The sequence below is a fragment of the Agarivorans sp. Z349TD_8 genome (genome assembly GCF_050870825.2).
Classification (GTDB): Bacteria; Pseudomonadota; Gammaproteobacteria; order Enterobacterales; family Celerinatantimonadaceae; genus Agarivorans.
The window spans coordinates 1,736,946-1,763,654 of the sequence record NZ_CP194037.2; the positions used below are offsets into that span (position 1 = coordinate 1,736,946).

The 26,709-nt window shown below is 45.1% G+C and carries 25 protein-coding genes, 7 tRNA genes and 2 pseudogenes; 11 read left to right on the forward strand and 23 right to left on the reverse strand.

What is annotated here, in order from left to right; translation table 11 throughout:
• Nucleotides 1-234: 234 nt before the first annotated feature.
• On the forward strand, nucleotides 235-729 hold the full coding sequence (locus ACRRS1_RS07885) for a zinc ribbon-containing protein (protein ID WP_432459059.1): 495 nt from the start codon (nucleotides 235-237) through the stop codon (nucleotides 727-729).
• On the opposite strand, the gene lnt is transcribed toward ACRRS1_RS07885, so the two are convergent.
• From lnt to miaB, 5 genes are all read right to left on the reverse strand, one after another.
• The gene (gene lnt, locus ACRRS1_RS07890; RefSeq protein ID WP_432453707.1) at nucleotides 726-2,267 is read right to left on the reverse strand and encodes an apolipoprotein N-acyltransferase; all 1,542 of its coding nucleotides are present in this window, start codon (nucleotides 2,265-2,267) and stop codon (nucleotides 726-728) included. The two genes, ACRRS1_RS07885 and lnt, sit on opposite strands and share 4 nt — an antisense overlap.
• A gap of 1 nt (nucleotide 2,268) precedes the next feature.
• Entirely contained in the window at nucleotides 2,269-3,153 is an 885-nt protein-coding gene (corC, locus tag ACRRS1_RS07895; protein ID WP_432468054.1) for a CNNM family magnesium/cobalt transport protein CorC, read from the reverse strand.
• A 22-nt stretch (nucleotides 3,154-3,175) separates the two neighbouring features.
• The gene (gene ybeY / locus ACRRS1_RS07900) at nucleotides 3,176-3,622 is read right to left on the reverse strand and encodes an rRNA maturation RNase YbeY (protein ID WP_432468053.1); all 447 of its coding nucleotides are present in this window, start codon (nucleotides 3,620-3,622) and stop codon (nucleotides 3,176-3,178) included.
• 1 nt (nucleotide 3,623) lies between these two features.
• Nucleotides 3,624-4,682 (reverse strand): PhoH family protein, encoded by a 1,059-nt coding sequence (locus ACRRS1_RS07905; protein ID WP_432453704.1) that lies wholly within the window; start codon nucleotides 4,680-4,682, stop codon nucleotides 3,624-3,626.
• 65 nt (nucleotides 4,683-4,747) lie between these two features.
• Complete coding sequence (miaB, locus tag ACRRS1_RS07910) at nucleotides 4,748-6,175, reverse strand: tRNA (N6-isopentenyl adenosine(37)-C2)-methylthiotransferase MiaB (protein ID WP_432456192.1); 1,428 nt, start codon at nucleotides 6,173-6,175, stop codon at nucleotides 4,748-4,750.
• A gap of 218 nt (nucleotides 6,176-6,393) precedes the next feature.
• On the opposite strand from miaB, the gene ACRRS1_RS07915 reads away from it, so the two are divergent.
• A complete protein-coding gene (locus ACRRS1_RS07915; RefSeq protein WP_432462914.1) occupies nucleotides 6,394-7,548 on the forward strand; it encodes an FAD-dependent monooxygenase in 1,155 nt (384 codons plus the stop codon).
• Between the two features lie 108 nt (nucleotides 7,549-7,656).
• On the opposite strand, the gene ACRRS1_RS07920 is transcribed toward ACRRS1_RS07915, so the two are convergent.
• The 11 genes from ACRRS1_RS07920 to ACRRS1_RS07970 all read right to left on the reverse strand — a co-directional run bounded on the left by ACRRS1_RS07920 (nucleotide 7,657) and on the right by ACRRS1_RS07970 (nucleotide 12,645).
• Nucleotides 7,657-7,731 (reverse strand) — tRNA-Gln (locus ACRRS1_RS07920).
• Nucleotides 7,732-7,769: 38 nt separating this feature from the next.
• Nucleotides 7,770-7,854 (reverse strand) — tRNA-Leu (locus tag ACRRS1_RS07925).
• A 37-nt stretch (nucleotides 7,855-7,891) separates the two neighbouring features.
• Nucleotides 7,892-7,968 (reverse strand) — tRNA-Met (locus tag ACRRS1_RS07930).
• 146 nt (nucleotides 7,969-8,114) lie between these two features.
• Nucleotides 8,115-8,189 (reverse strand) — tRNA-Gln (locus ACRRS1_RS07935).
• A gap of 118 nt (nucleotides 8,190-8,307) precedes the next feature.
• Nucleotides 8,308-8,382, reverse strand: a tRNA-Gln gene (locus ACRRS1_RS07940).
• A gap of 26 nt (nucleotides 8,383-8,408) precedes the next feature.
• Nucleotides 8,409-8,493: transfer RNA gene (locus tag ACRRS1_RS07945), tRNA-Leu, on the reverse strand.
• A 37-nt stretch (nucleotides 8,494-8,530) separates the two neighbouring features.
• Nucleotides 8,531-8,607, reverse strand: a tRNA-Met gene (locus tag ACRRS1_RS07950).
• A 675-nt stretch (nucleotides 8,608-9,282) separates the two neighbouring features.
• Nucleotides 9,283-10,374, reverse strand: a complete 1,092-nt coding sequence (gene ychF / locus ACRRS1_RS07955) for a redox-regulated ATPase YchF (RefSeq protein ID WP_432453702.1) — start codon at nucleotides 10,372-10,374, stop codon at nucleotides 9,283-9,285.
• A 23-nt stretch (nucleotides 10,375-10,397) separates the two neighbouring features.
• A complete protein-coding gene (pth, locus tag ACRRS1_RS07960; RefSeq protein ID WP_432453701.1) occupies nucleotides 10,398-10,988 on the reverse strand; it encodes an aminoacyl-tRNA hydrolase in 591 nt (196 codons plus the stop codon).
• Entirely contained in the window at nucleotides 10,988-11,611 is a 624-nt protein-coding gene (locus tag ACRRS1_RS07965; RefSeq protein WP_432453700.1) for a 50S ribosomal protein L25/general stress protein Ctc, read from the reverse strand. Before ACRRS1_RS07965 ends, pth begins: the two co-directional genes overlap by 1 nt.
• Nucleotides 11,612-12,180: 569 nt before the next feature.
• Nucleotides 12,181-12,645 carry a GNAT family N-acetyltransferase gene (locus ACRRS1_RS07970; protein WP_432468052.1) on the reverse strand — a complete coding sequence of 155 codons (465 nt, stop codon included), beginning with the start codon at nucleotides 12,643-12,645 and terminating at the stop codon, nucleotides 12,181-12,183.
• A gap of 381 nt (nucleotides 12,646-13,026) precedes the next feature.
• On the opposite strand from ACRRS1_RS07970, the pseudogene ACRRS1_RS07975 reads away from it, so the two are divergent.
• Nucleotides 13,027-13,179: pseudogene (locus tag ACRRS1_RS07975) on the forward strand (transposase); the annotation flags it as partial.
• A gap of 35 nt (nucleotides 13,180-13,214) precedes the next feature.
• Here ACRRS1_RS07975 and ACRRS1_RS07980 read toward each other — a convergent pair.
• Complete coding sequence (locus ACRRS1_RS07980) at nucleotides 13,215-14,423, reverse strand: IS256 family transposase (protein ID WP_432467449.1); 1,209 nt, start codon at nucleotides 14,421-14,423, stop codon at nucleotides 13,215-13,217.
• Nucleotides 14,424-14,542: 119 nt separating this feature from the next.
• Between ACRRS1_RS07980 and ACRRS1_RS07985 the strand changes: the two genes are divergently transcribed.
• The gene (locus ACRRS1_RS07985) at nucleotides 14,543-15,334 is read left to right on the forward strand and encodes a transposase (protein ID WP_432468051.1); all 792 of its coding nucleotides are present in this window, start codon (nucleotides 14,543-14,545) and stop codon (nucleotides 15,332-15,334) included.
• A 260-nt stretch (nucleotides 15,335-15,594) separates the two neighbouring features.
• On the opposite strand, the gene ACRRS1_RS07990 is transcribed toward ACRRS1_RS07985, so the two are convergent.
• Nucleotides 15,595-15,933: a GFA family protein gene (locus tag ACRRS1_RS07990; RefSeq protein ID WP_432468050.1), complete on the reverse strand. Its 339-nt coding sequence runs from the start codon at nucleotides 15,931-15,933 to the stop codon at nucleotides 15,595-15,597.
• A 167-nt stretch (nucleotides 15,934-16,100) separates the two neighbouring features.
• Between ACRRS1_RS07990 and ACRRS1_RS07995 the strand changes: the two are divergent.
• Nucleotides 16,101-16,624 (forward strand): annotated as a pseudogene (locus tag ACRRS1_RS07995) (IS4 family transposase); the annotation flags it as partial.
• A gap of 200 nt (nucleotides 16,625-16,824) precedes the next feature.
• Here ACRRS1_RS07995 and ACRRS1_RS08000 read toward each other — a convergent pair.
• The 4 genes from ACRRS1_RS08000 to lolB all read right to left on the reverse strand — a co-directional run bounded on the left by ACRRS1_RS08000 (nucleotide 16,825) and on the right by lolB (nucleotide 19,702).
• A complete protein-coding gene (locus ACRRS1_RS08000) occupies nucleotides 16,825-16,923 on the reverse strand; it encodes a hypothetical protein (RefSeq protein WP_439036007.1) in 99 nt (32 codons plus the stop codon).
• Nucleotides 16,924-17,201: 278 nt separating this feature from the next.
• A complete protein-coding gene (locus ACRRS1_RS08005; protein WP_432453695.1) occupies nucleotides 17,202-18,143 on the reverse strand; it encodes a ribose-phosphate pyrophosphokinase in 942 nt (313 codons plus the stop codon).
• Nucleotides 18,144-18,210: 67 nt separating this feature from the next.
• Nucleotides 18,211-19,089, reverse strand: coding sequence for a 4-(cytidine 5'-diphospho)-2-C-methyl-D-erythritol kinase (gene ispE, locus ACRRS1_RS08010; protein WP_432459068.1), 879 nt, complete (start codon nucleotides 19,087-19,089; stop codon nucleotides 18,211-18,213).
• Complete coding sequence (gene lolB, locus ACRRS1_RS08015) at nucleotides 19,082-19,702, reverse strand: lipoprotein insertase outer membrane protein LolB (RefSeq protein WP_432453693.1); 621 nt, start codon at nucleotides 19,700-19,702, stop codon at nucleotides 19,082-19,084. Before lolB ends, ispE begins: the two co-directional genes overlap by 8 nt.
• Before the next feature lie 162 nt (nucleotides 19,703-19,864).
• Between lolB and hemA the strand changes: the two genes are divergently transcribed.
• From hemA to nlpI, 6 genes are all read left to right on the forward strand, one after another.
• Complete coding sequence (gene hemA, locus ACRRS1_RS08020; protein WP_432453692.1) at nucleotides 19,865-21,115, forward strand: glutamyl-tRNA reductase; 1,251 nt, start codon at nucleotides 19,865-19,867, stop codon at nucleotides 21,113-21,115.
• 67 nt (nucleotides 21,116-21,182) lie between these two features.
• Nucleotides 21,183-22,274 carry a peptide chain release factor 1 gene (gene prfA / locus ACRRS1_RS08025; protein ID WP_432453691.1) on the forward strand — a complete coding sequence of 364 codons (1,092 nt, stop codon included), beginning with the start codon at nucleotides 21,183-21,185 and terminating at the stop codon, nucleotides 22,272-22,274.
• Entirely contained in the window at nucleotides 22,264-23,115 is an 852-nt protein-coding gene (gene prmC / locus ACRRS1_RS08030) for a peptide chain release factor N(5)-glutamine methyltransferase (RefSeq protein ID WP_432459070.1), read from the forward strand. The genes prfA and prmC overlap by 11 nt, the downstream gene beginning before the upstream one ends.
• Before the next feature lie 62 nt (nucleotides 23,116-23,177).
• Nucleotides 23,178-23,942: a SirB1 family protein gene (locus ACRRS1_RS08035; protein WP_432459071.1), complete on the forward strand. Its 765-nt coding sequence runs from the start codon at nucleotides 23,178-23,180 to the stop codon at nucleotides 23,940-23,942.
• A gap of 10 nt (nucleotides 23,943-23,952) precedes the next feature.
• Nucleotides 23,953-24,810 carry a 3-deoxy-8-phosphooctulonate synthase gene (gene kdsA / locus ACRRS1_RS08040; protein WP_432459072.1) on the forward strand — a complete coding sequence of 286 codons (858 nt, stop codon included), beginning with the start codon at nucleotides 23,953-23,955 and terminating at the stop codon, nucleotides 24,808-24,810.
• A 124-nt stretch (nucleotides 24,811-24,934) separates the two neighbouring features.
• Nucleotides 24,935-25,807: a lipoprotein NlpI gene (nlpI, locus tag ACRRS1_RS08045; protein ID WP_432459074.1), complete on the forward strand. Its 873-nt coding sequence runs from the start codon at nucleotides 24,935-24,937 to the stop codon at nucleotides 25,805-25,807.
• A 21-nt stretch (nucleotides 25,808-25,828) separates the two neighbouring features.
• Here nlpI and ACRRS1_RS08050 read toward each other — a convergent pair whose 3' ends face one another.
• Nucleotides 25,829-26,704, reverse strand: a complete 876-nt coding sequence (locus tag ACRRS1_RS08050) for a U32 family peptidase (protein ID WP_432453686.1) — start codon at nucleotides 26,702-26,704, stop codon at nucleotides 25,829-25,831.
• Nucleotides 26,705-26,709: the final 5 nt, after the last annotated feature.

Below are 26,709 nucleotides of genomic sequence, written 5' to 3' on the forward strand. Positions count from 1 at the left end.
CAACAATAGCTAGGCCCTGTTTATCTTTGTGTTGAGGTTTGTTGTGCTTGGTTTTTTATCACAAATGAGTAGGGATTTTCTCGAAGATAAACGAAAGTCAGTTTTTGATAAAGCGCCATGGCATGCTGTCTACAGTCGATTGGTATTCCAGAATAAACTGTGTTTAGCGCACATTCATAGGTAAGCAAACAGGCTATGCTTAACTAAGAAGCTAATCTTAAGGAGTGGGTGGGTATGCCAAAACGAATTAAAGCCTATCAGGCCTTTGTTAAAGATTTAGAACAGCGTATTCAGCAAAGTGGCGAAGTGAGTCGTGAGGAGTTATCTAAACTCATTGATGCCACTCAAGAGTATTTGCATGCAGCGAGTGACTTAAGTAAGGATGAATGGCAGCTGATTGCTAACTACGTGCGACGAGACTTGAGTGACTGGCGGGATGACTATCGTCGCGCCTATGAGGAAAGTCCGTCGATGGAGATACTTAAACAGAGTATTTGGTATTGGTTAGCCAAATTAAGTGACCCGAGCCAAGTGGAATGGCATGAGTTGCTTGGTGATCTGCAACATCAAGGTATTTACCAGCGTGGAGAGTTGATTGGTTTGGGGGTTCTTGAATGTGCTCAATGTGGTGAGCACACCGCCCTATGGCACCCCACCATTATCGATGCTTGTCCGAAATGCCAAGGGGAGCGTTTCTATCGCCACCCCATGAGCCATGTGGAGGATTAAGCTTTGACTGAGCGGCGTTTTAGCCAGTAGGGCAGAGCCGTGGCAAAACCGAATAGGATGAGCAAGGCGATTGGCCATAAACCCAAGCGTTGATAGGGCGTCGCGCCAGTAGCTGGCGTGACCGCACCGCTGAGAGTCAGCTGTTGATATTCTGGCGCTCGTTGTTGGATCTTGCCAAAGCGATTAATAATTGCAGTGACCCCGGTATTAGTTGACCGTAGCACTGGACGGCCAAATTCGAGAGCGCGCATGCGAGCAATTTCTAAATGCTGCTGAGGTCCAATGGAATGGCCAAACCAAGCGTCGTTACTCACCGTTACAATGGCATCCGTTGTATCGGTTAATTGTGGCCTGAGTAGCTCACCAAAGGCGATCTCATAACAAATGGCTGCAAGCCAGTGATGTCCTTTTACCTGTAAATTATTTTGGTTTTCTTCACCGCGGGCGAATGAAGACATTGGCAAATTAAAATATGGCGCGAGAGGTCTTAACAAATCCTCGAAGGGAACAAACTCGCCGATCGGTAATAAGTGATTCTTATAATAACGATTAGGGTTTTCGTAGTAGTAACTGGCGCTGGCAGCAACTTGCTCGGTTTGCTGCCCTAGGGTGATTAGCGCGTTGTAGTAGCGATTGCTTTGTAGGTCATGAGCGATGACGCCAGTGATCAATGCTTGTTGCCGCTGGAGTAATTGTCCATCTAAGTCATGCAGAAAGTCGATCACTTGATATTCGATGGCTGCAATCGCCGACTCTGGCCAAATAATCACATCGGCTTGTTCTATGTTTAGGGTTTGTTGTTGATACATGCTCAAGCTCTCAGCACGATTCTCGGGTAACCATTTGATGTCTAATGGTACGTCTCCTTGCACTAAAGCGACTTGAATTGGTGTCTGCGCGGTGGTCCAAGCGTGGCCTTGAAATAACCAGCCGACAAGTAGCGGAGTCGCGACTATAACAGCGGCTAGCCAGCGCATTTTTCCTTGAATGGTGATTAGCAGGGCACTCGCAGCAGCCAACAGCAAGACTAACCAAGTGACGCCGTATAAGCCAAATATTGGGGCGATGCTCGCCAATGGAGAGTCGATTTGGCTATAGCCAGGTTGTAACCAAGGAAAACCAGTGAGAACCCAACTTCTTAACCATTCGCTGAGTAGCCAGCAAGCGGGAAACCAAGCCAAGTAAAATACCCAACGGCGTTTTCCTCGCCATTGATTGGCTAAGTAGCAAGCGAGGGCGGGATAAAGCGCTAAATAACAGGTTAATAAGGCCATTAAACTGAGGCTGGCTATCAATGGCATTCCGCCAAATTCGGCCATGCTCACATGGACCCAGTGAACCCCGTAACCAAACCAGCCTAAACCATAACAGAAACCGAGCTTAAAACCGGAACGACTGGGCTTGAGTAGTCCTAATAAAGCCAGTAATGATAGTGGCATGAGTGGCCAATAACCATAGGGAGCAAAGGCAAAAGGGGCGATTAAACCACTGACTAAAGCGGCTAATAGACTTAGCCGCGGGCTTAACAATAAGGGCATATTAGTCTTGTATATTCAATTGATTGGCATTCTCTTCAGGAATGCTGACCTGTAGCTGGACTAAGCGACGGCGGTCTGCGGTGCGAATTTTGAAATGGTAACCTTCTACGGTAATACTTTCACCTCGTCCAGGAAGATGGCCGAAGGCATGGGTCACCAAGCCGCCGATAGTATCGACTTCGTCATCACTAAAATTAGATTTAAAATAATGATTAAAATCTTCGATGTCGGTCAAGGCATTCACTGAGTAGGTTTTGTCATTAATTCGGCGAATGTCATCTTGCAGACTTTCTTCGTTGGCGAATTCATCTTCAATATCGCCTACGATGATTTCTAAAATGTCCTCGATGGTTACAAGGCCAGAGACGCCGCCAAACTCATCCACCACAATGGCCATATGGTAGCGTTTGCTACGGAATTCTTTTAATAACTTATCGATGCGTTTACTTTCTGGTACCACCACCGCGGGGCGAATCACTTGGCTCAGTGGTGTGTTGGCTGCATCTTGACTGAACGCATAGCCGAGTAGGTCTTTGGCGAGCAAAATACCTTCGATATGGTCCTTGTCTTCATTTATCACCGGAAATCGCGAGTGTCGCGCTTCGGTAAGTGTTGGTAAAATTTCAGCGATGGTTTGGCTGATGTCTAACGTGACCATCTGGGAGCGAGGGATCATAATGTCTCTCACTCGTTGACTCGATACATCGAGTACCCCTTCGATCATCTCGCGGGTATTTTGGTCGATCAGCTCGCGTTGATTGGCGTCTTGAATTACTTCTACCAAGTCCTCTTTACTCTTCGGCTCGCCTTGCATGAGTTGAACTATTTTGTCTAGCCAACCTTTTTTAGCTGAGCCGTTGCTCGAGTGAGGGTTGTCGTCGCTCATATACTTGTTTTTACCTAGTTGTTTAATAGGGGTCGCTAATACCCAGTTTGGTGAGCACGGCAACTTCTAAAGCTTCCATTTCTATTGCGTCTTGCTCATCAATATGATCATAACCTAGCAGATGAAGGCAACCATGTACAACCATGTGTGCCCAATGGTCGAAAACAGCTTTACCCTGCTGTTGGGCTTCGTATTCAACCACTTGTCGACATATTACTAAATCACCCAATAAAGGCAATTGTATTCCGGGAGGAGCCTGAAAGGGGAAGGATAATACGTTGGTGGGTTTATCCTTATTTCGGTATTGGTGATTGAGCGCCCGACTTTCTGCTTCATCGACGATGCGAATGGTTAATTCGATATCTTGCGCTTGTTCAACTAGGGTCGCATTTAGCCAAGCTTCAAAAGCGCTTACGGTAGGCAAGTTTTGTTTATCACCTGTGGCGATCTGTAAATCAACCATCGCCATTTTATTGCTCACTCGTTTGATTGAGCTGCTGAGTGGCACGGCGTTGCTGTTGTTTTTCAGTTGCAATACGGTCTCGTTCATCTTGTTGCTCGTAGGCTTCGACGATCGCGGCGACAATTGGATGGCGTACCACATCTGCGGCTTGGAAGAAGTTAAAACTTAAAGCTTCCACTTCGCTCAGTACTTCGATGGCATGCCGCAAGCCAGATTTTTGATGGCGAGGTAAGTCGACTTGAGTAATATCTCCGGTGATCACCGCGCGCGAGTTAAAGCCAATTCGAGTCAAAAACATTTTCATCTGCTCTACAGTTGTATTTTGACTTTCGTCTAAAATAACGTAGGCATCATTCAGGGTTCGGCCACGCATGTAAGCTAGTGGTGCGACTTCAATCACATTGCGCTCGATGAGTCGTTCAACCTTTTCAAAACCAAGCATTTCAAATAGAGCGTCATAAAGTGGACGTAAATATGGGTCAACCTTTTGGCTTAAATCGCCGGGTAAGAAACCCAATTTTTCACCTGCCTCAACGGCTGGGCGGGTGAGCAAAATTCGTCTCACTTCCTGACGTTCTAAGGCATCAACCGCACATGCTACCGCGAGGTAAGTTTTACCCGTACCAGCAGGGCCAATACCAAAAGTGACATCGTGACCAAGCATGTTGCTAATATAAGTGGCTTGATTTGGGGTGCGTGGTTTGATGACGCCCCGTTTGGTCTTAATGTTTAACTGCTTGCCGTAGTGAGGGCTCCCTTCTTCGTCTTGCTCCAGGGCTTGGCTCTCTTGAATAGCGAGGTGCACTTTTTCGGGACTTAACTCCGGTATATCTCCACCTTTAAGAGGGGCCGTCTCTACGTAAAGAGTGCGCAAAATACTCGCCGTAATTAGACAGATGCCATGACGACCGGTAATTTGAAATTGATTATTCCGATAGCTGATTTCAACCCCTAAGCGTTTTTCTAACTGTTTGAGATTGTCATCGAGAGGGCCACATAATTGAGCGAGACGAGGGCTGGAAGCGGGCTCCAGATAAATTTCAATGGAATTGATTTTATTACTCAAATTGTTTTATGGGCAGGTTTTAAGAAACCTGCCGCTACTCCTTAAGGGGTTAGCATAGACTGCAACTAAGGGGTAAAGCTTGCCACGCCTAGGTGGTTTGCTTGCCCATCGGTTTTGTCGATAATAGTGGCAGGAGCGACGTCATTTCGCAACTGCATTTGTTGCTCAGTTCGGAGTAATTCACCACGTAAAGAATGAGCAAATACGTCGACGATCTTCACATCAACAAATTGACCAACCAGTTGGTGACCGCCTTCGAAGTTGACCACCCGGTTGTTTTCGGTACGTCCACGTAATTCCATTGGGTTTTTCTTCGAGGGACCTTCTACTAAAATCCGCTGTTCGCTATCCAGCATTCGACGACTCACCTGCATGGCTTGCTGGTTGATCCGTTCTTGCAAGATATACAGACGTTGTTTCTTCTCGGCTTCGCTCACATCGTCTGGTAGATCTGCCGCTGGTGTTCCTGGACGGGCGCTGTAGACAAAGCTATAGCTCATGTCGAAGTTAACCTGCTCGATTAGTTTCATGGTATTGGCAAAGTCTTCGGTAGATTCACCTGGGTAGCCAACAATGAAGTCGGAGCTGATTTCGATATCAGGGCGAGCCTTACGTAGTTTGCGAATAATCGATTTATATTCGATTGCAGTATGGCCACGCTTCATCAAGTTGAGGATCCGATCGGCGCCGCTTTGTACCGGTAAGTGTAAGAAGCTGACTAATTCAGGCGTATCAGCATACACTTCGATAATATCGTCAGTAAACTCAATTGGATGACTGGTGGTAAAACGAATACGGTCAATGCCATTAATGCTGGCGACGTAACGTAGCAATTCGGCGAAACTACAGATACTGCCGTCGTGCTGGAGACCACGGAAAGCATTTACATTTTGTCCCAGCAAGTTGACTTCGCGAACGCCCTGTTCTGCCAGTGAGGCGATCTCATAGAGTACATCATCTAAGGGGCGGCTGACTTCTTCGCCACGGGTATAAGGTACTACACAGAAGGTACAATACTTACTACAGCCTTCCATAATGGATACAAAGGCAGTAGCGCCTTCGGCACGAGGTTCAGGCAACCGATCAAATTTTTCAATTTCAGGGAAGCTTACGTCTACTACCGATTTCTCGCCACCTTTCACTTGTTTGATCATTTCAGGCAAGCGATGTAGGGTTTGCGGGCCAAATACAATGTCTACGTAAGGTGCGCGTTCGCGGATAGCTTTGCCTTCTTGTGAGGCCACACAACCACCTACGCCAATCACCAAATTAGGATTTTTTTGTTTCAGGGTTTTCCAACGGCCAAGCTGGTGGAATACCTTCTCTTGAGCTTTCTCTCGAATAGAACAAGTATTCAATAGCAGTACATCGGCTTCATTGGCTTCTTCAGTTAGCTGAAAACCATGGGTCGCATCTAGTAGGTCGGCCATTTTAGAGGAGTCATACTCGTTCATTTGGCAGCCCCAAGTTTTGATATGCAGCTTATTTCCCATCGTTTTACTCATTATTACATCGTTGAAAAAGGACGCATATTTTACTGGTTTATATTGGTTCTGACCAGCGTCAATTGTATGCTTTCGTGGCCGGAGAGGTAAAAAACGTCTAGCAGTGCTGAGTATTGATATCGAATTGAATTATTGTCGGCAAGATTAGCTTCAACTCTAGGCTTCGGGTTAAACTTGCTGCAAACGATTTGGCTAATGTGGTTCGAGTGGAAAAATTTGATGTAGTGGTTGTGGGTGGCGGCATGATCGGTGCTGCCAGTGCTCAAGGTTTTGCCTTGCAAGGTTTGCGCGTATTAATGATTGAGTCTTATGTACCGGAGGCTTACCAACCCAGTCAAGCACTCGATTTGCGGGTGAGTGCGATTAGTCACGCCAGTGTACAATTGTTAAAGAAATTACAAGCTTGGTCTGCCATTTGCGCGATGCGTGTATGTCCCTATCAGCAGCTACAAGTCTGGGAAGATCCTCTGGATAAATTAATTTTTGATTCTGCCCAGCTTAATTTGTCTGAGTTAGGTTTTATGGTTGAAAATCGAATTATTCAATTGGGACTTTGGCAGGCGAATCAACTCTCCGGTGTGGTTTGTAGAATAGCCAAGCAAAGCCGATTAGTGAGTAATACTAGTGAAGGTGTAGTGCTGTCGGTTGATGGTTCTGAGATCACCGCCAAACTGATGGTGGTGGCTGATGGTGCAAACTCCAGTATGCGTCAACAATTGGGCTTAGGCATCACTGCTTGGGACTATCGCCACGACTGTTTTGCGATTAACGTTAAACTTGATGCACCGCAGCAAACGGCTACTTGGCAACAATTTTTCCCTAGCGGTCCTCGAGCTTTTCTACCACTAGCCAATCAGCACGCTGCACTCATTTGGTATGATGCCAAAGATACTGTACGTGGATTAAAGCAACTCAACAAATTACAGCTTAAAAAACGCATTGAAGCAGAATTCCCGAGACTTCCTGGAGCGATTGAGATCTTAGATAGTGGCAGTTTTGCATTGACTCGCCGGCATGTGAATCGTTATCTGAAACAGAGTGCGGTGGTGATTGGTGATGCTGCGCACACCATTAACCCCTTGGCTGGGCAGGGCGTGAATCTTGGCTACCGTGATGTGAAGTGCTTGCTTGCGCAAATTGAGCATTATGGTTTAGCGAATAAAGACAAGGCCTTGCGCAGCTTCAATGTGCGGCGTCGTCCTGATAACTTGATGATGCAAACGGGGATGGATTTATTTTATTTGCTGTTTTCGAATTCCCTAACACCCGTTCAGCGGTTACGCCAACTGGCGATCAAAGGTGCGCAGGGGAGTGGTCCCATCAAAGATTGGGCCTTGAAGTATGCACTGGGTGATATATAACCAGACAACAGAAATGTTAAACAAGTGAAAGCCTGCTCGATGCAGGTTTTTTTATTCGCTGTGAATTGACCAAAGAAAAAGGCCTGCTAAAAAGCAGGCCTTTTAAGGTGGCAGGGATAGCTGGATTTGAACCAACGAATGGCGGCATCAAAAGCCGCTGCCTTACCGCTTGGCGATATCCCTACAAAACTCTTTAAATTGTCTTCTTCACTAAAGAAGAATGGTGCGGAAGGAGAGACTTGAACTCTCACACCTTGCGATACTAGAACCTAAATCTAGCGCGTCTACCAATTCCGCCACTTCCGCAAATTGTTTTACATCAGACTCTTGATAGTGAGAATGATGGTGGCTATGGCGGGACTTGAACCTGCGACCCCAGCATTATGAGTGCTGTGCTCTAACCAGCTGAGCTACATAGCCATCTATAATGTTGCTAAGCAACACTACAAATTTATCGGCAGGGAAAGCAAACGCTAGTCTACGACATAGTACTTACTGTCTTACCTGGGTAAATTACCCTAATCAGTTACTGCATTCTCAAGTGATAAACTTGAGGACAATAAAAGTGGCAGGGATAGCTGGATTTGAACCAACGAATGGCGGCATCAAAAGCCGCTGCCTTACCGCTTGGCGATATCCCTGCAGAAACTTACACTCGAAACAATGTTTCGATAATCTTCACCCTAAAGTGTAGACCAACAACCAAGAATCTTAGTTCTTGTTGTTTAACTCAAGTATAAATACTCAAGCTTTAAAAGGTGGCAGGGATAGCTGGATTTGAACCAACGAATGGCGGCATCAAAAGCCGCTGCCTTACCGCTTGGCGATATCCCTACAAATTGTATCTTTCTCAAGAAAGATGGTGCGGAAGGAGAGACTTGAACTCTCACACCTTGCGATACTAGAACCTAAATCTAGCGCGTCTACCAATTCCGCCACTCCCGCAAATTGTTTTACATCAGACTCTTGGTAGTGAGAACGATGGTGGCTATGGCGGGACTTGAACCTGCGACCCCAGCATTATGAGTGCTGTGCTCTAACCAGCTGAGCTACATAGCCTTGTGAACGACGCTTTGCGTTGTTAACGGCGCGTATTATGCGTATCTGTCCTAGGAGCGTCAACCGTTTTTTTTCCAAAAAACTGCAAAAAAGTCTGTTTGAACAGTTTGTGTACGCGATGAGGCTTGTTTGTACAACTTGACTGTTTGCTTTATGGCCAATTAGTCCTTTTAGCCTGTATATGCGCTAATTTTGAACACGGTATTATTTCAAATTTTTATGACTTGTGATGGTGTCTTGGCATGAATGCGAAGTGAATGTTTGAACTCATCAATGGTCTCTGCGTTCTGAATGGGGGGGTAAGCGTGCGCAATGAGTGTAAATAGCTTACGGCTTAATACTAATCTGATTCATTATATAAGCAACTTATTGCGCTGCATAAATCTGTCGATAACGAGGTATGAAGTGCCGTAACTCGTGGCTCTAATTACAAGATACATCAATCAGTTCGCGCGGATTTAGGCCAGCAACAATCAACCAATAATGAGTGAGGTTGGTATAAGGCATCGAAGGCTTGTCTATGGAGCTAAATAATAACCTTAGGTCGCTAAGCCTAGAAAATATCATTGATTGAGGTAAAAAGTAGGTGCTATGTCCATGGGTAAGTAAGGTGAATGAGTACATTAAACAATAAAAAAGCCAACCTAAGGTTGGCTTTTTGTGAAGTTCTAAGGTTTAAACGTTAAATAAGAAGTGAATCACATCACCATCTTTAACCACGTAAGTTTTCCCTTCTTGACGCCATTTACCAGCTACCTTTGCGCCAGATTCACCCTTGTATTCGATGTAGTCGTCATAACCAACCACTTCCGCGCGAATATAACCTTTTTCAAAGTCGGTATGAATCTTACCTGCTGCCTGGGGCCCTGTAGCGCCAACAGGCACGGTCCAAGCTCGCACTTCTTTCACGCCTGCGGTGAAATAGGTCTGCAAGTCGAGCAACTCGTAACCTGCTCTAATCACTCGGTTGAGTCCGGGCTCTTCCAAGCCCATTTCGTCCATAAACTCGGCTTTTTCTTCTGCGTCTAGTTCGGCGATTTCGCTTTCTATTTCCGCACAAACAGCCACTACGGCAGCATTTTCGTTCGCGGCGATCTCTTTTACTTTATCTAAGTAAGGATTATTCTCGAAACCATCATCGTTCACGTTGGCAATGTACATGGTTGGTTTCGCGGTTAAGAAGTTCATGTAAGCGATGGCTGCTTTTTCTTCTTTGCTTAAGTCTAAGCTACGTAGCATTAAGTCAGCTTCGAGGTGGGCTTGTACTTTTACCAATACCTCTAACTCAAATTTGGCCTCTTTGTCGCCACCTTTGGCTTTTTTAGCAACCCGGATCTGAGCTTTTTCACAGGTATCTAAATCAGACAAGGCTAGCTCGGTGTTAATTGTGTCGATGTCTTCTGCGGGGTCAACTTTACCTGACACGTGCACGATGTTGTCATTTTCAAAGCAACGAACCACATGTCCAATGGCATCCGTTTCACGGATGTTTGCTAAAAATTTGTTACCTAAACCTTCTCCCTTAGATGCACCCGCAACCAACCCTGCAATGTCTACAAATTCCATGGTGGTGGGTAATATGCGTTGTGGGTTTACAATTTCAGCCAATGCATTTAGGCGCTCGTCAGGTACCGGCACTACGCCGGTATTTGGCTCAATAGTACAAAATGGAAAATTTGCAGCTTCAATGCCGGCTTGAGTCAAAGCGTTAAAAAGGGTTGATTTACCCACATTTGGTAAACCAACGATGCCACATTTAAATCCCATAATATTACCTATTGTCTAGGGGCTTAGCCCGCTTTGTAACTATGTAATCGATTCATTGCTTTGCTTAAACCATCTTTAAGCAAAATATCGGTACTGCGCACCGCTTCATCAATTGCATCATCAATCTGTTGTTGGTCGCTTTTAGGAGCTTTTCCTAAAACGTAGCCTGAAACGCGGTCTTTATGACCCGGGTGTCCAATTCCTATCCGTAAACGATAAAAATCCTTGTTATTGCCAAATTTACTGATGATATCGCGCAGACCGTTATGTCCGCCATGTCCGCCACCTTTTTTAAAGCGAGCGACACCAGGGGGTAAATCAAGCTCATCGTGAGCAACCATGATTTGCTCAAGCTCGATACGATAAAATTTAGCTAAGGATGCAACGGCTTTACCGCTGAGATTCATAAACGTTGTGGGGATCAATAAACGGAGTTCTTGGTCTGCCAACTGAATACGGCCGGTCAATCCGAAGTGTTTACTGTCTGGTTTTAATTGGATGTGATGATTGTTGGCTAGTTGAGAGACTAACCATGCACCAGCGTTATGGCGGGTCGCGGCATATTCGGGGCCTGGATTACCCAGGCCCACGAGTAAACGAATTTCGTTTATCACTATTCTTCAGTAGCTGCTTCTTCAGAATCAGCAGCGTCTTCAGAGATACCTTTAGGCATTGTGATAGAAACTACTGCTTGGTCGTGGTTTTCACCTTTACCAAGAACAACAGAAACGACGCCTTCAGGAAGAGCGATTTCTGAAACATGAATAGAAGCGCCTAACTCTAGGTTCGCGATGTCTACTTCAATGTATTCAGGTAGATCTTTAGCCAAACAGCTTACTTCGATCTCAGTTGATAGGTGGTGTACTTTACCGCCATTTTTCACTGCTTCTGCTGAATCTTCGTTTAAGAAGTGCAGTGGTACTGATTTAGTAATGGTGTGGCTATTATCAACACGTTGGAAGTCGATGTGTTGAATACGTGGTTTGTAAGCATGACGCTGCATGTCTTTTACTAGCACGTCTACGGCAGTGCCAGCAACGTTTACAGTAATGATGCTTGAGTAAAAAGCTTCCGCTTCTTGAGCTTTCATTACGTGGCGCTGCTCAAGCGTAATTGAAACAGGCTCTTGGCCTGCACCGTATACGATAGCTGGAACTTTATCTGCGTGACGTAGGCGGCGGCTCGCACCTTTCCCCAAGTCAGTACGCAGTTCAGCGTCAAGTTTGATATTAGACATTGTGTTTCTCCAAATAAATAAATGAGGCTAAGGTTTCGCGACCAAACCCTAACCAGTACCTCATTGAATGAATGCATCATACGTCATTACTTCAATTCAAAAGGCGCGGCATTCTACCATTGAGCTTTTTTGAAAGCCAATAAAAAAGCACGGTAAATCTGTTACGGTATCCATTGAATTAAGTTTGTGAGTTCACTCTAGGCGGTGTCAGGCGTTCAAAACACCTTATTTTTATACTAAGTTTGTGAGAGGGTTGAAGAACACTCAAAGTTCTAGATACTAGTATTTAATTAAAATTGTGACTGATAAGCTCAAAATGACGCTTTGTACACTTGATTAGCTCTACGTCTTAGGTCTCAAAGTGATACTCAGCTAATACGTATTTGTACAAAACGAGTTTGGCTGCTTGTATGAAATCTGTCCTTCTGCTTTTTAGTATCCCAAAAAGCAATAGCATTACTTTTCAGTGGTGCTATCAATGAAAGCTTTAGGACAACGTTCATGGCATACTCAAAAATCAATTGCGATAACTTGCACGCCAATGTAGATAAAATGCATGCGGTAACCTTTTAGTTAATCTTTTCCATTACAAAGTTAGTTAACAACTGTCCATTAATGTCTACTTTCTGTTTTTTTACGACACAGAAGCCAAAGTGTTCATAAAATGGTCGGGCTGTTTTACTCACCTGTGAGTAGTAACGCTTTATACCTTCCGAGCGCCCTTTAGCAAATAAGCACTCCATTAATAATCTACCCACGCCGATACCTTGATATCCTGCATGACAGAAAAAATGATCAATATATCCATCCTGTTGCAAGTCTGCGAAACCGACTATTTTCCCATTTAGTTCTGCGACAAAAGGATTCATATCATCCACTCGCTTTTGCCAAACAATCATGTCTAAGTTATCAGGAGCCCAGGCAGTTACCTGCTCTAGAGAATAATCATTGATGTTTATATTTCGGATCGTGTGATACTTCAGTTTCCACGTTTCTGATGCATCTTTTTTCTGGTAATTTCTTATAATAATCATGGTGTTTTTACGGATCCTTAAATTTCAGAACGTTATTTTACTAACGATTTATCACCATGAATAGCCACATAGTGTTGTGCTTTGGGATGAATATGCGAAATCAAAAAACTCATCGACTATCTTGAGCGAGAGAAAGCAATACAGAAAACAAGAAATACAGAAAACAAGAAATACAGAAAACAAGACATACAGAAAACAAGGCATACAGAAAACAAGACACCCAAACTAAAAGCAAAGAGGAATGAGAAAGAGAGACATACAGAAAACAAGACACCCAAACTAAAAGCAAAGAGGAATGAGAAAGAAGACACCCACCCCAACTAACGAAACGCTTTTAATAGTCTAAAATGTCAATAGTGGTTTATTTGGGGAGTTATTATTATGCCTCGGCCAAGACGCTCGCAGGTGAGCTTATCGGATACACTCTACTATCATTGTGTTTCGCGTTGTGTTCGACGGGCGTTTCTGTGTGGCGAAGACAAGGTAAGTGGTAAAAGCTATGAGCACCGCCGCCAGTGGGTCGAGGATTATTTACGACCCTGTAAATAATTCTGTGTAACTGCTTTGGGTTACAAGTAATCAGTAAGTCGGTCTTCAAACATAATCATAAAGCGATTGAGAGCCTGTCGCCAGTTTCTTATTGGCATCGACCAGCGTTTCGATGCATCCATAATTGCAAGATAGACAACTTTCCTCGCTGATTCATCCGTGGGGAATAGCTTACGCTTCTTTGTCGCTTTGCGTATCACACTGTTCAAGGACTCTATCGCATTCGTCGTGTAAATGGCTTTACGAATGTCCTGAGGGTAGCTGAACAATGTATTTAAATTATCCCAATGCGCTGTCCAAGAGCGGCTTATCTGTGGGTATTTATCATCCCACTGGTCACCAAATTGTTCGAGGGCCAGAAGCGCTTCTTCCTCGGTATTCGACTGGTAAATACCTTTGAGATCTGCCGTTACAGCCTTGTAGTCTTTCCAAGGGACATACTTCATTGAATTGCGCACCATGTGGACGATACAGAGCTGTATTTGGGTTTTTGGGAATACGGCGTTAATAGCATCTGGAAAGCCCTTCAAGCCATCAACACAAGCGATAAGAATGTCGTTGATACCTCGAGTCTGGAGTTCAGTGAGAACGCTGAGCCAGAACTTCGCACCTTCCGTTTCAGATATCCACATCCCCAAAAGTTCTTTCTGACCTTCGATATTTACGCCCAGAGCCAAGTAAATCGCCTTATTGACGACCTGTTTGTTTTGGCGGATTTTCACCACGATGCAATCAAGGTAGACGATGGGATAGACTACATCCAGTGGCCGTGATTGCCATTCAACAACCTGCTCTAGAACTGAGTCGGTAACTTTAGATATGAGGCTTGCAGAGACATCAGCATCGTACATTTCTTTGAACGTAGCGACGATTTCACGAGTTGTCATGCCTTTGGCGTAAAGGCTTAATATCTTGTCATCCATCGATTGAAATCGAGTTTGATGCTTACGAACAAGCTTCGGTTCAAACGAGGCATCTCGGTCTCGAGGTACATCCAGTTCAATCTCACCATCGTCGGTGATCAAGGTCTTGGATGAATAACCATTACGACTATTCTTATCGGGCTTTTCAGCGTGTTTCTGATAACCGAGGTGGTCATCAAGCTCAGCATTTAACGCTGTCTCAACAGTCACCTTGGTTAACATTTTACGAAAGTCATCTAGATCTGAAGGGGTCTTGATTGACTTAGCGGCTTCACGAGCAAATGCTTCGAGAGCTTTCTTATCCATGTTGCTTATCCTTAGCCTGTTCAGGCCTAATTATAAGCAATTACACAATTTAATTTACAGGCTCTTATTTACTCAAATTAGCGTCAGTGTTCGCCATTGATGTTTGTGCTTATGCTGTCATGAGTAATCATACCCACCTCGTGCTACATGTTAATCCGCAACAAGCAGAAGCCTGGTCAATGGATGAAGTGTTAGAACGCTGGCATAGCTTGCATCAGGGCACCTTACTGACTCAGATGTATCTCAACCTTGAGTTACGTCCGCAGTTGAGTGAGGTGCAACTACAAGCCATTCGCGCCACCGCCGAAGTGTATCGGACTCGCCTGTATGACTTAAGCTGGTTTATGCGCCATTTAAACGAACACATTGCGCGAGCCGCCAATCAAGAAGACCAATGTACCGGTCGATTTTGGGAAGGACGCTTTAAATCCCAAGCGCTTTTGGATGAAGCCGCCCTCATGGCGTGTATGGCTTACGTAGACTTAAACCCCATCAGAGCCAAGATGGCAAGTACACCAGAGGACTCGGCCCATACCAGCGTACAGCGACGAGCAAAAGCAGCTCAGCTAAAACAAGCCCAGGCAACAAACCTGTTTCCCTTTGTGGGTAACCCAAGAGAGCCGATGCCCCAAGGCTTACCCTTTGAGCTGAAAGACTACCTTGAGTTAGTCGATATGACCGGACGCATGGTAAGAGAAGATAAACGGGGTTACATCGACAGTGGAGAAAGTTCCATCATCCAACGCTTAGGGATAAATGAAGCACAGTGGCTGACTTTAAGCGGTGAGTTTGAACGGCACTTTTCTGGCGCAGTCGGTCAAGAGCGCTTGCTTAGAGAATATCATCAGCATATGGGGCATCAACGAACGGCCGGTTTAAGTTGCAGCAAACGTTTGCTAAACCGCGCTTAAGCGCGAGCTTACTTTCGAACCACCCTCAATCATCAGCCTTGTATGGGGGGATACCTTGCCTTGCTGAGACGCACATTGGCCCAGAAATCACGAAACTGAGCCTCCTAGTGTGAATTTAGCCACCAATCAGCATGATTAACGCCAGAGGACTAAATGATTGCAGTTGTGTTCACTTCACTAATACTGTTACTGTCCCTGTAGTTTTTATCATGGATGTCTATGCTCTTTTCATGCTCTTTTTAAACGCCTTGTATGGTGAGTTAGTATGATGCACCATCGATCTTGCGAACTGGAATATTTGAAAGTACTTCATTTTCAGCCATTCTCATATTGACCGCCAAGATATTTTCGGAGCATTTCTGCGTTGTTACGTAATGCGTCAGGCAGCCACATGAGTTGCAACGATGAAACTCTACTTCTTTGTCTCCCCAACAATAAAAAGCAGTTTTCTCATTCATATTGATTTGAATTTGCTCTGGAGAAAAGTACGCCCAAGCCGTAGCATAACGACGACAAATAGAACAGTTACACTCGCCAACTTCTTTAGGGAGCGAACTTAATGTTAAACTAACGTTCCCACAGTGACACTTTAATTCCATTCGATAATTCTCTGTATTCACCTAACACCGCAATCTAGATAATCCCTTGGAAATTCATATAAGTAGACGTGCCCCCGTTGTTTAAGCTAATTGATTTCGCCAAAAACCTTTTTATCAAATCCTGCGCGGAGGCTTTCGGGATGTGCGAAATTGAAATTCTACACTAAATGCTTATTGGGCTGTGCCCTTATATTCACAAAAAACACCTTAACTCTCTGATGGTTGCCCCTACATCACTCTTGGATTGCGACAAATTGTCTCTCACTGAACTCGGGCGTAATAGCACAAACCGAACCTAAACACTGCATTAAACGTATGGACCGCTTGCTCGGTAATCACCCTCTAAATCGTGAATGTTTAGCCATATACCAATGGCATGCTCGGCAGGTTTGCGGGGCTAATCCCATGCCTGTGGTGCTAGTAGATTGGACTGATGTGCGTGAGCAATGACGCGTGATGACCTTGCGTGAATCTATCTCAATAAAAGGCCGCTCCATTACCTTGTATGAACGCACCTTCGAGTTCAACGATTACTAATCATCATCAGTTCCTATCCGAGCTAGCCAATGTGTACACCGCTGATAGTGACGGATCGGGATACCGTAATACTTGGTTTAGAGAGCTGGCCTCTTATAGGTGGTATTGGTTGGGTAAGTTGCGGGGAGAAGTTTGTTATCAGCTCAGTGAACAAAGGGAACTCACTAAAACGGTAAATTTAGCCGTTAATCGGCATGACAATTAATAATAGCAGTGGAATTACTTTAACAATTGGTGTTGCTGTCTCCATGTTTCTTATCATGGATGTCCATAGTCTTACATAGTCTTATCCACAAAGTGAAGTTGAAGAAAGCGGGATGGAGCGACGATTATCGGGCACGAGTCTTCTTTGGGTTATAAATCCATCAAAGTATGCTCCCGCCCTGTGGCTACCCCAAGCACTTCCGCTATCTGTGTGCGGTTGTAGCCACGCTTAAAGTGGTAGATAGCCATTAAGCGAATTTTTAATCTAGGATCTGAGGTTTTTTTTAAAGAGTCGTTTCAGTTCATCATGTGTATGTATGCGGATAAGTACTTGAATGAGCGATAAACTATTAGATCAGATATTTAGCGCAATTGGTATAACAAGTCTCTGTCCCAAAGCGATATAGATAAATCTCGTAAATAAAAAAAGCGAACCATGCGGTTCGCTTTTTGCGTATTGGGGCCATTAAGTCAAACATTTAATTTAATGGAGCCAACTACAAGATCATATTTTAATATGCTTGTTATCAGAACATTGCAGAAATGGATTCTTCATTGCTGACGCGTCGAATCGCTTCTGCGAGCATTGGCGCTAAAGATAATTGACGTACTTTTTCCAAATTACGCATTTCATCTGTTAATGGGATAGAGTCAGTAATAATGACTTCATCGAGTGCAGAATCGGTAATGTTTTTCGCGGCATTACCCGAGAATACTGGATGAGTCGCATAGGCAAATACCCGCTTAGCACCTTTGGCTTTGAGTGCTGCAGCTGCTTGGCAAAGCGTACCGCCAGTATCGATCATATCATCAACCATGATGCAATCACGGCCATCGACATCACCAATAATGTTCATGACTTGAGCAACATTTGCACGCGGACGACGTTTGTCGATGATTGCTAAATCACTGTCATTAAGCATTTTCGCGACGGCGCGGGCGCGGACGACGCCACCGATATCGGGTGATACCACAACCGGTGACTCGAGGTTTCTATCTAACATGTCTTGCAATAGCACAGGGCTACCAAAGGCATTGTCGACAGGTACGTCGAAGAAGCCTTGAATTTGTTCTGCGTGAAGATCAACGGTTAGAACTCGGTCAACGCCGACACTTGATAGAAAATCAGCCACAACTTTGGCTGTAATTGGCACCCGTGCGCTGCGTGGGCGACGGTCTTGACGAGCGTAACCAAAGTAGGGGATTACCGCAGTAATACGACCCGCAGAGGCGCGACGTAGAGCGTCAACCATCACGATCAGCTCCATTACGTTGTCGTTGGTTGGAGCACAAGTGGATTGGATAACAAAGATGTCTCCACCACGAACATTTTCATTGATTTGTACACTAATCTCGCCATCACTGAATCGACCTACTGATATATCACCAAGAGTGGTATATAGGCGATCAGCAATACGTTGGGCAAGTTCGGGCGTGGCGTTACCGGCGAAGAGTTTCATGTCTGGCACGATGGAAACCTCAGATTTATCGGGTCAAAAGAGCGTTACGTTGTTTAATACCTAAGAAGACGGTTCCTTAAGTATCTACTGTGTTGTTGAGTGTTGTTTTGTGATTCAATTGCTGATGAAGCGGCGATTGATTACAGGCCTTACACACAAAGCCAGAAATATTCTTAGGACATTTCGCCAAAACTGACAAGGCTTCATGTTCCGTGTCGAAGGCGGCAAAAACGCAACTACCCGTTCCGGTCATCTTCGACGGCGCGTATTCTACCAACCAGCGAAGAGCTTGTGCAACCTCCGGATAAACTTTAGCCACAATTTCTTGGCAATCATTTTGCCAATCTGCGTTGGATAATTGTTGCCAACTTCTTTTGGGCGTATTTCTGGGTAAGTCTGGATGGCCAAATACACTTTCTGTCGCCACATGCACCTGAGGGTGCAGCACTAGATACCAAGGCTCTGAAATTTCGACGTTTTGCAGTTTTTCGCCAACCCCTTCTGCAAAGGCACTATGCCCATGAATAAAAATAGGCACATCGGCGCCCAGTTGCAAACCGAGTTGAGCTAAGTCTTCAATAGCAAGTTGACACCCCCACAGTTCATTTAATACCAATAGTGTGGTCGCAGCATTGGAGGAACCACCGCCAATGCCACCACCCATCGGTAAATGCTTGTCTAAAGTGATGTCGACCCCTTGGGTGATCTGACAATGTTGCTGAAGTAGCCGGGCTGCTTTGACGACGAGATTGTCATCGGCGGGGAAGTCTAGTTTGCTGGTTAGTGAGATGCTGCCGTGTGGATTCGCAACAAAATACAGTTGGTCGCAATAGTCAATGAATTGAAACAGGGTTTGAAGTTCATGGTAACCGTTAGGAAGACGCCCATTTACATATAAAAATAAATTGAGTTTAGCGGGAGAGAGCCATGGGCCACTGTTTATTTGTTTAGTCATGTATTTGCCATTGATGAATATTGAGTTTCAATAGAGTGCTTTTTGAGCGAATTTCCAGTTGGCGCGGTAAAGCAAGCTGTCCGTACTGAGCATAATTGAGGTAATTCACCTGCCAGTTATCGGCTGTCGTGAACGCGGCTAAACGATGCTGCGGATTTAATTGATAATCATTTTGAGTCGGGATCCCGAGTAACCAATTCGGTAATTGGGCGATGGGGACTTGCCAACCGGTTAGCTGCATGATTAGTTGTTGCGCATTGTCACCGAAATACTCTTGGTTTTTGGTTTTTACCCACACCTTGTGTGGCTGATAATGTAACTCGATGGCTTGGGTTCCCAAAGGGCCATTGAGTTTGAGAATGCTTTGCTCGCCATCCTGTTGCCAAGACAAATTTGCTGCTTGGCGCGAAGTTTCGCCAATAAAGGCGATCTTGCCACTGAGCTGCCAAGCTGTAAGTTGCTGGAGTTGGCTGAGATGTTGGTCCCACTCACTATTTTTAGTTGTAATTGGGGGCTGGATGGTACAGGCGCTGAGTGACACCGCGAGTACGATAAATAAGGCAAATTGGCGCACAATAGCTCCGGTCTTTTTTTGCAGTATAAAAGTTTGCATAGGTGACTGTAAATTACCTAAAAGCAAAGATGTGTTGTAAAAGCTCGATAAAAATAGTCTAACTGGCGGCGCTTTGCGATGGAGTTTCTTTTATTTAGCCCCTTATTCCCGTACAATTTCTCTTTTTACCCATAGGATACGGCGCAACAAAGCCCCACAGCGATGACCTTGTTAGTCTTAGGAATCAATCATAAATCTGCTCCCATTGGTTTGCGTGAACTTGTCGCGTTTAGCCCAGAGCAAGTCAACCAAGCCTTGAGTAAAGCAGTTGCAGAGCTTGGTGTTGAAATGGTGATCGTATCAACCTGCAATCGTACTGAACTCTATTGTCATTTAGGAGAAGTTGATAGTACCGATGTCATTAATTGGTTAATTTCTTATAAACAGTTGCCCGAACAAGAAATTATCTCTTGCTTCTATCAGCATCAGCATCAGCAGGCAGTCGCTCATTTAATGCGAGTTGCCAGTGGTTTAGATTCGCTGATTTTAGGTGAACCGCAAATTCTTGGGCAAATTAAACAAGCCTACAATGAATCACGTGAAGCCGGTGCCGTCGGCAGTGTATTAGAGCGCTGCTTTCAGCGTGCATTTTCGGTGGCGAAAGAGGTTAGAACCAATACCGATATTGGCGTGAACGCAGTCTCGGTGGCCTTTGCTGCAGTCAGTTTAGCCAAGCAAATCTTTGATGATTTAAGTGAATCTAAAGTGTTGTTGGTTGGTGCGGGCGAAACCATCGAACTGGTGGCAAAGCACTTGGTGGATAAAGGGGTGACGCATTTGATGGTGGCAAACCGAACGGTGTCACGCGCTAAATTGTTAGCTGAGCGATTTTCAGCCGATGCGATAACCTTAAATGACATCCCTTTGCACTTGGCTGACTTTGACATTGTGATTAGTTCTACAGCGAGTCCTTTACCGATTATTGGTAAAGGCATGGTGGAGAGTGCTTTGAAGAAACGTCGTTATCAACCGATGTTTTTAGTCGATATTGCGATCCCGCGAGATATTGAAGAGCAAGTCGGTGAGTTACGCGATGCCTATTTGTATAGTGTTGATGATTTGGAAGGCATCGTTGAGCAGAATATGGCATCACGCGCTCAGGCAGCAGAACAGGCTGAATTTATTGTTGAGACTCATAGCGAAACATTTATGGGCTGGTTACGGTCATTGGAATCGGTAACCACCATTCGTGATTATCGAAGTCATAGTGAGCGGGTCCGCGACGCTGCGGTAGAAAAAGCACTGGAGTCTTTAGCCAATGGCAAAGATCCGGCAATAGTGATCCGTGAAACAGCTTTCCAATTAACTAACAAGCTTATTCACGCCCCAACAGAGGCGATTAATAAGGCGGGACGTGATGGCCGCTTTGATGAATTGGCTGTGATACGAGAGGCCGTAGGCCTAACTAAATAACCTGATTATTGTCGATGCTTCGTTGCTAATCATGGTTGGCGAAGTATTGTATTTATAGAGAGAAAGCATGAAAGCGTCCATTATATCTAAGCTTGAGACCCTACAAGAGCGGTATCAAGAAGTTCAAGTATTGCTCGGTGAGCTAGAAGTTATTTCTGATCAGAACCGTTTTAGAGCCCTTAACAAAGAATACTCTCAGCTAGAAGAGGTGGTGAACTGTTTTACCACTTACCAACAGGCACAAGAGAATTTTGATTCTGCCAACGAAATGTTGAACGATGACGATCCTGAAATGCGAGAAATGGCTGAGTTAGAAATCGCCGATGCCAAGCAAGAGATGGCGCGTTTAACCGACGAATTACAGTTATTATTGTTGCCGCGGGATCCCAATGATTCACGAAGCGTATTTTTAGAGATCCGAGCTGGCGCGGGTGGTGATGAAGCGGCTATTTTTGCTGGCAATTTGTTCCGTATGTACAGTAAGTTTTCTGAAAATCAGGGCTGGCGGATGTCGATTGTATCAAGCAACGACAGTGAGCAAGGCGGTTATAAAGAGCTGATTGCAAAGATCGACGGTGAAGATGTATATGGTTTAATGAAATTCGAGTCTGGCGGACACCGGGTGCAACGGGTGCCTGAAACTGAGTCACAAGGCCGGATCCACACCTCTGCTTGTACCGTCGCAGTGATGCCGGAGATCCCTGAAGCCGAACAAATCGAAATTAATCCCGGTGATTTACGGATCGATACCTTCCGAGCTTCTGGCGCGGGGGGGCAGCACGTGAACAAGACTGACTCTGCGATTCGTATTACCCATATCCCCAGTGGAGTGGTGGTGGAATGTCAGGAAGAGCGTTCTCAGCATAAGAACCGGGCCAAAGCGATGTCAGTATTGTCGGCTCGTTTACAGGCTGCAGAAGATGATAAACGTCGTGCAGAAGAAACCAGTATGCGTCGTGAGTTGGTTGCCAGTGGCGATCGGAGCGAGCGGATCCGCACCTATAACTATCCACAAGGTCGCGTGAGTGACCATCGTATTAACCTTACTTTATATCGCTTAAACGATATTATGGAAGGGGATTTATTAGCCTTACTCGACCCTATTTTACAAGAATTTCAGGCAGACCAACTCGCGGCCTTGGCAGATAATGACGCCTAAGCCACCAAGCATCGCGGAGGCTTTAAATTGGGCGAAGCAGACTCTATTTAGTGGTGAGTCTCCGCAGATTGATGCTCGAGTATTATTACAATATGTATTGCAATGTGAACCAGCATACCTGATGACTTGGCCTGAGCGTCACTTAACGCAAGCTCAATGGGATGATTATCAACATTGGGTATTTAAGCGCCAAGGGGGACAACCAGTGGCTTATATTACTGGTTTACGTGAATTTTGGTCCTTACCTTTAAAAGTATCAGCGGCGACGCTCATTCCACGTCCCGACACTGAAGTTTTAGTTGAACTAAGCCTAAAGAAAGTCACTAACCAAGCCGATACAGAAATAGTTGACCTTGGTACAGGCACGGGGGCGATCGCTTTAGCAATTGCCAGTGAGTTGCCCTTGGCCAAAGTATATGCTTGTGATGTGCGTTTAGATGCGGTTGAACTAGCGCGTGAGAATGCTCAAGGTTTAGATTTAGAACGGGTTGATATAAGGCAGGGTTCTTGGTTTGGTCCGTTTGAGGGGCAACGCTTTAATTTAATTGTGAGTAATCCACCCTATATTGATCCGCAAGATCCACATTTACAGCAAGGCGATGTGCGTTTTGAACCAAGCTCTGCGCTTACTGCTGAGCTTCGAGGTTTGGCTGATATTCAGCATATCATTAGTTCTGCTCAGGCTTATTTAAAGCCGGGTGGGTGGCTGCTGTTAGAGCATGGTTTCGATCAAAAAGAAGCCATTCAGCAACGATTAACTGCTGAAGGTTTTGTACAAGTATTTACCGCGCAAGACTATGGTGGCATGGATAGAGTCAGTGGCGGTTGTTATCTCGTTTAGTTGGACGGGTCATAACATCGTCAGTTGGGTGACTGAACAATTAGCTAAAGGATAGGGATTGAGTGATTTTTCGCATTTTAGGTATTGAAGAAGAAATCGCTGGGCAATCTTTTGGGGAGGTCCGCAAGAGTTTGCATCGACTGTGGTTAGATTGGCTTAAGGTCAACCCTGTTGCGCAGGGCACCGCTCCGCGTTTTGAACAACTAAAGCAACTGTTCTACCAAGACTTAGGCTTTAGTGGTGATTGGCAAAGTTACTATCATAGTAACAATTTGTTGATTCATGATGTGCTAGAGCGGCGCAGTGGAAATGGCACGACTTTGTCCGTGTTATTTCATTATTTTGCTCGTAAATTAGAGCTAGAATGTCAGGCTATTGTATTTCCTGCGCAAACGATATTAGCCTTTAACATTGAAGGGCAGGGGGTATATTTTGATGCCTTTGCTGGAGAATCCAAAAGCTTGGCGCAGTTAGCGGTGATGCACCGTGGTTACAAGGGCAATTTGGCCAGTTTAATCAAGGAAAACCTGCAACCACTCTCTTCGGCAGAGATGACGCTACGCTGGTTAGCTGAGCTGAAGGCGGCTTGTTTACGGGAAGAACTATTTGAGATGGCCTTACGGACCTCTCAGGTTTTGCTGCGTTTAAAACCTGGTGATCCTCACGAAATGCGTGATCGCGGTTTTATTTACCAACAATTGGATTGCAATAGTGTTGCAATTAACGATTTTGAATATTTTATTGAGCAATGTCCCGATGATCCCTTATCGAAGATACTGAAGATGCAGATCAACACGATGGACGCTCAGCCTGCAATTTTGCATTAAGAGGAATAGCATGCAGCAACAAACGATTAATATTGGCGAAATTAAAGTCGCCAACGATGCACCCTTTACCTTATTCGCTGGGATGAATGTACTAGAATCTCGTGAATTGGCGATGCGCATCGCCGAGCATTTTGTGGAAGTAACCGACAAGCTTGGTATTCCTTATGTATTTAAAGCTTCATTTGATAAAGCGAACCGCTCTTCTATTCATTCTTATCGTGGCCCTGGAATGGAGCAAGGTTTACGTTTACTCGAAGAGATCAAACAGCAGTTTGCTATTCCAGTGATCACCGATGTTCACGAAGTGGCGCAAGCGGCTCCTGTGGCGGCGGTCGCTGACGTGATTCAATTACCGGCATTCTTGGCCCGTCAAACAGATTTAGTGGAAGCGATGGCTCGCACGGGGGCGGTGATTAACGTTAAAAAACCGCAATTTTTGAGCCCATCACAGATGGGAAATATTGTCGATAAATTTGCCGAATGTGGCAATAATCAGGTGATATTGTGTGAGCGGGGCAGTAACTTTGGTTATGACAATTTAGTCGTCGATACGCTGGGGTTTGGCATCATGAAGCAAGTGAGTCGTGGCGCACCCGTTATTTTGGATGTGACTCATGCCTTACAGTGTCGTGATCCTTTAGGTTCGGCTTCGGGCGGGCGTCGAGAACAGGTTGGAGACTTGGCTAAGGCAGGCATGGCGACGGGTTTAGCGGGGCTGTTTCTAGAGGCTCATCCTGATCCTGATCATGCTTTGTGTGATGGGCCAAGTGCCTTGCCTTTATCGAAACTAGAACCTTTCCTTAAGCAAATTAAAGCGCTGGATGATTTGGTGAAGTCTTTCGACAATTTAGATACCCTCTCAAAATAAGAAATTTGTCGTTAATGGTAACTTTAAGTTTCCCTGAGCTTTTTCTCTTGTTAGGGTAAACTGAATAAGCTAGGCGTATTCGCTAGGTCTAGCGACTTTGCTAAACAGATAAAATGGAAGTGATATGTTAAAAAAAGCCTTGCGCACCGCTTGTTTGGTCGTGACTTTGGGTTACCTAAGCGCTTGTGCTAGCACTTCAAGCCAGACGCCGAATACAGTTGTTCTTGCAACGCCCTTACAGGTGAATTATCAATCAGAAGTTGCGCTGGCTCGTTTGGGACAAATGCTTAGTTCTGGTGAATATGATCAACAACAGATGGCGCAGTTATATTACGAACGAGGCATTGTATTTGATCGTGTTGGGCTACGAGCCTTAGCCCGCTTCGACTTTAATCGAGCCATTCAGTTAAAGCCCGACTTTGTCGAAGCGTATAACTTTCTGGGGGTTTACTTTACCTTAGCCGAAGAATTTGACAGTGCTTTTGAAAGCTTTGATTCGGCCTTGGAGCTTGAGCCAGATTATGCATTCGCTTACTTTTATCGCGGTTTAGCACTGAATTACGCAAATAAGCCAAAGTTGGCAGTGGTTGATGTTAAACGCTATGCTGCTCAGGCTCCCAATGATCCTTACCGCGTATTATGGCGTTATCTGATTCAATTAGAAGCGGGTGAAACAGACGCATTAACAACGCTACAAGCGGCTTTAGCTGAATACTCTAGCGAACATGACTGGGGTTGGCAGATTGTTCGCCTCTACGCTGGCCAAATCGATCAACAGCAGTTTTTGGCCAGTACGATGGCTGGCGAAACGGATAATCGCGCTTTGGCGGAGCGGCTTTGTGAAGCATACTTCTATATGGCGAAGCTCGCACAACGGGCGGGGAATCACACCTTGGCCAGCAGTTATTTCAAACTCTCTTTAGCGAATAACGTTTATGATTTTGTCGAACATCGTTTAGCTTTATTTGAGTTGCACCGCTATGAGAGCCAACCCTAACCGGCTCTCATTGAGCTTGTTTTAGTCTTGCTGGTGGCGGATCCCAGCAATTTGATGCCAGTAGCCATTGACACTATCCGGCGTAGGAAATCGTTCGGTAGTTTGGCTGCGGCGGCGAAAGGCTTCTAGGTGTTCGATACTATCTTCACCTAGTGGACTAATTCTCACAATATCGACCAAACCCTGCATACTTTGTTGGTCATTAATTAAGTCGTAACAATCTCCCGACATGGTTTGAATACCATTTAATACAAATAGTGGCTGGCCTTCTTGGCTATCGACGCGGCGTCCATTTGGGTAATTAATGCAGCAGGTTTCGCAGTTGTCTTTGCTTTTCCCCTCAGCCTGAGCGGTAAAACAACGGGCTGAATAAGCCAGTGGTAAATGCCCGTAAGCGAAGACCTCTATCTCAAAGCGTTCACGGATCCCCATTTCAATACATTCATTACTAAGTTTTTGTAGCCAATCTCGAGAAAGTTCAACGGGCATTACCCAGCGTTGCATTCCTTGGTCAAGCAATACTTTCAGCGCATAGCCATTGTAAATATTAACCGCAGGACCGCAGACGAAAGGCAAACTGGCTCTATGTGCTTCTTCGATAGCACTAAAGTCATTTGCTTCGATTAAAAAATCGCCATTACTGACTAATTTTTGAAGTTGTTTAATCTCTGAAGGTGCTTCTAACAAAGCCATGGTCGATATTACAACTTGTTTGCCAGCGAAGCTGAGTTGTTTCGCTAAGTCTAGCCAGTCTTGTACCTTCATATTGCGTCGTTTGCTACATACGGTTTCGCCGAGATAGACAATGTCGGCGCTGCTGGCCTTGGCTAGATGATAGAACTCTTCAATTTGTTGGTTGGGCCAATAATATAGAATTGGTCCTAGTGCATATTTCATATGGT

Coding starts and splice junctions, on each gene's coding strand:
- ACRRS1_RS07970 (WP_432468052.1), bottom strand. CDS start 12,645: ATGATTATTATAAGAAATTACCAGAAAAAAGATGCATCAGAAACGTGG.
- ACRRS1_RS07985 (WP_432468051.1), top strand. CDS start 14,543: ATGAGTAATCATACCCACCTCGTGCTACATGTTAATCCGCAACAAGCA.
- ACRRS1_RS07885 (WP_432459059.1), top strand. CDS start 235: ATGCCAAAACGAATTAAAGCCTATCAGGCCTTTGTTAAAGATTTAGAA.
- lolB (WP_432453693.1), bottom strand. CDS start 19,702: ATGCAAACTTTTATACTGCAAAAAAAGACCGGAGCTATTGTGCGCCAA.
- prmC (WP_432459070.1), top strand. CDS start 22,264: ATGACGCCTAAGCCACCAAGCATCGCGGAGGCTTTAAATTGGGCGAAG.
- ACRRS1_RS07980 (WP_432467449.1), bottom strand. CDS start 14,423: ATGGATAAGAAAGCTCTCGAAGCATTTGCTCGTGAAGCCGCTAAGTCA.
- hemA (WP_432453692.1), top strand. CDS start 19,865: ATGACCTTGTTAGTCTTAGGAATCAATCATAAATCTGCTCCCATTGGT.
- lnt (WP_432453707.1), bottom strand. CDS start 2,267: ATGCCCTTATTGTTAAGCCCGCGGCTAAGTCTATTAGCCGCTTTAGTC.
- ACRRS1_RS07990 (WP_432468050.1), bottom strand. CDS start 15,933: ATGGAATTAAAGTGTCACTGTGGGAACGTTAGTTTAACATTAAGTTCG.
- ACRRS1_RS08050 (WP_432453686.1), bottom strand. CDS start 26,704: ATGAAATATGCACTAGGACCAATTCTATATTATTGGCCCAACCAACAA.
- ACRRS1_RS08000 (WP_439036007.1), bottom strand. CDS start 16,923: ATGGCTATCTACCACTTTAAGCGTGGCTACAACCGCACACAGATAGCG.
- ACRRS1_RS07965 (WP_432453700.1), bottom strand. CDS start 11,611: ATGTCTAATATCAAACTTGACGCTGAACTGCGTACTGACTTGGGGAAA.
- ychF (WP_432453702.1), bottom strand. CDS start 10,374: ATGGGATTTAAATGTGGCATCGTTGGTTTACCAAATGTGGGTAAATCA.
- miaB (WP_432456192.1), bottom strand. CDS start 6,175: ATGGGAAATAAGCTGCATATCAAAACTTGGGGCTGCCAAATGAACGAG.
- nlpI (WP_432459074.1), top strand. CDS start 24,935: ATGTTAAAAAAAGCCTTGCGCACCGCTTGTTTGGTCGTGACTTTGGGT.
- corC (WP_432468054.1), bottom strand. CDS start 3,153: ATGAGCGACGACAACCCTCACTCGAGCAACGGCTCAGCTAAAAAAGGT.
- prfA (WP_432453691.1), top strand. CDS start 21,183: ATGAAAGCGTCCATTATATCTAAGCTTGAGACCCTACAAGAGCGGTAT.
- ispE (WP_432459068.1), bottom strand. CDS start 19,089: ATGACTAAACAAATAAACAGTGGCCCATGGCTCTCTCCCGCTAAACTC.
- kdsA (WP_432459072.1), top strand. CDS start 23,953: ATGCAGCAACAAACGATTAATATTGGCGAAATTAAAGTCGCCAACGAT.
- ybeY (WP_432468053.1), bottom strand. CDS start 3,622: ATGGCGATGGTTGATTTACAGATCGCCACAGGTGATAAACAAAACTTG.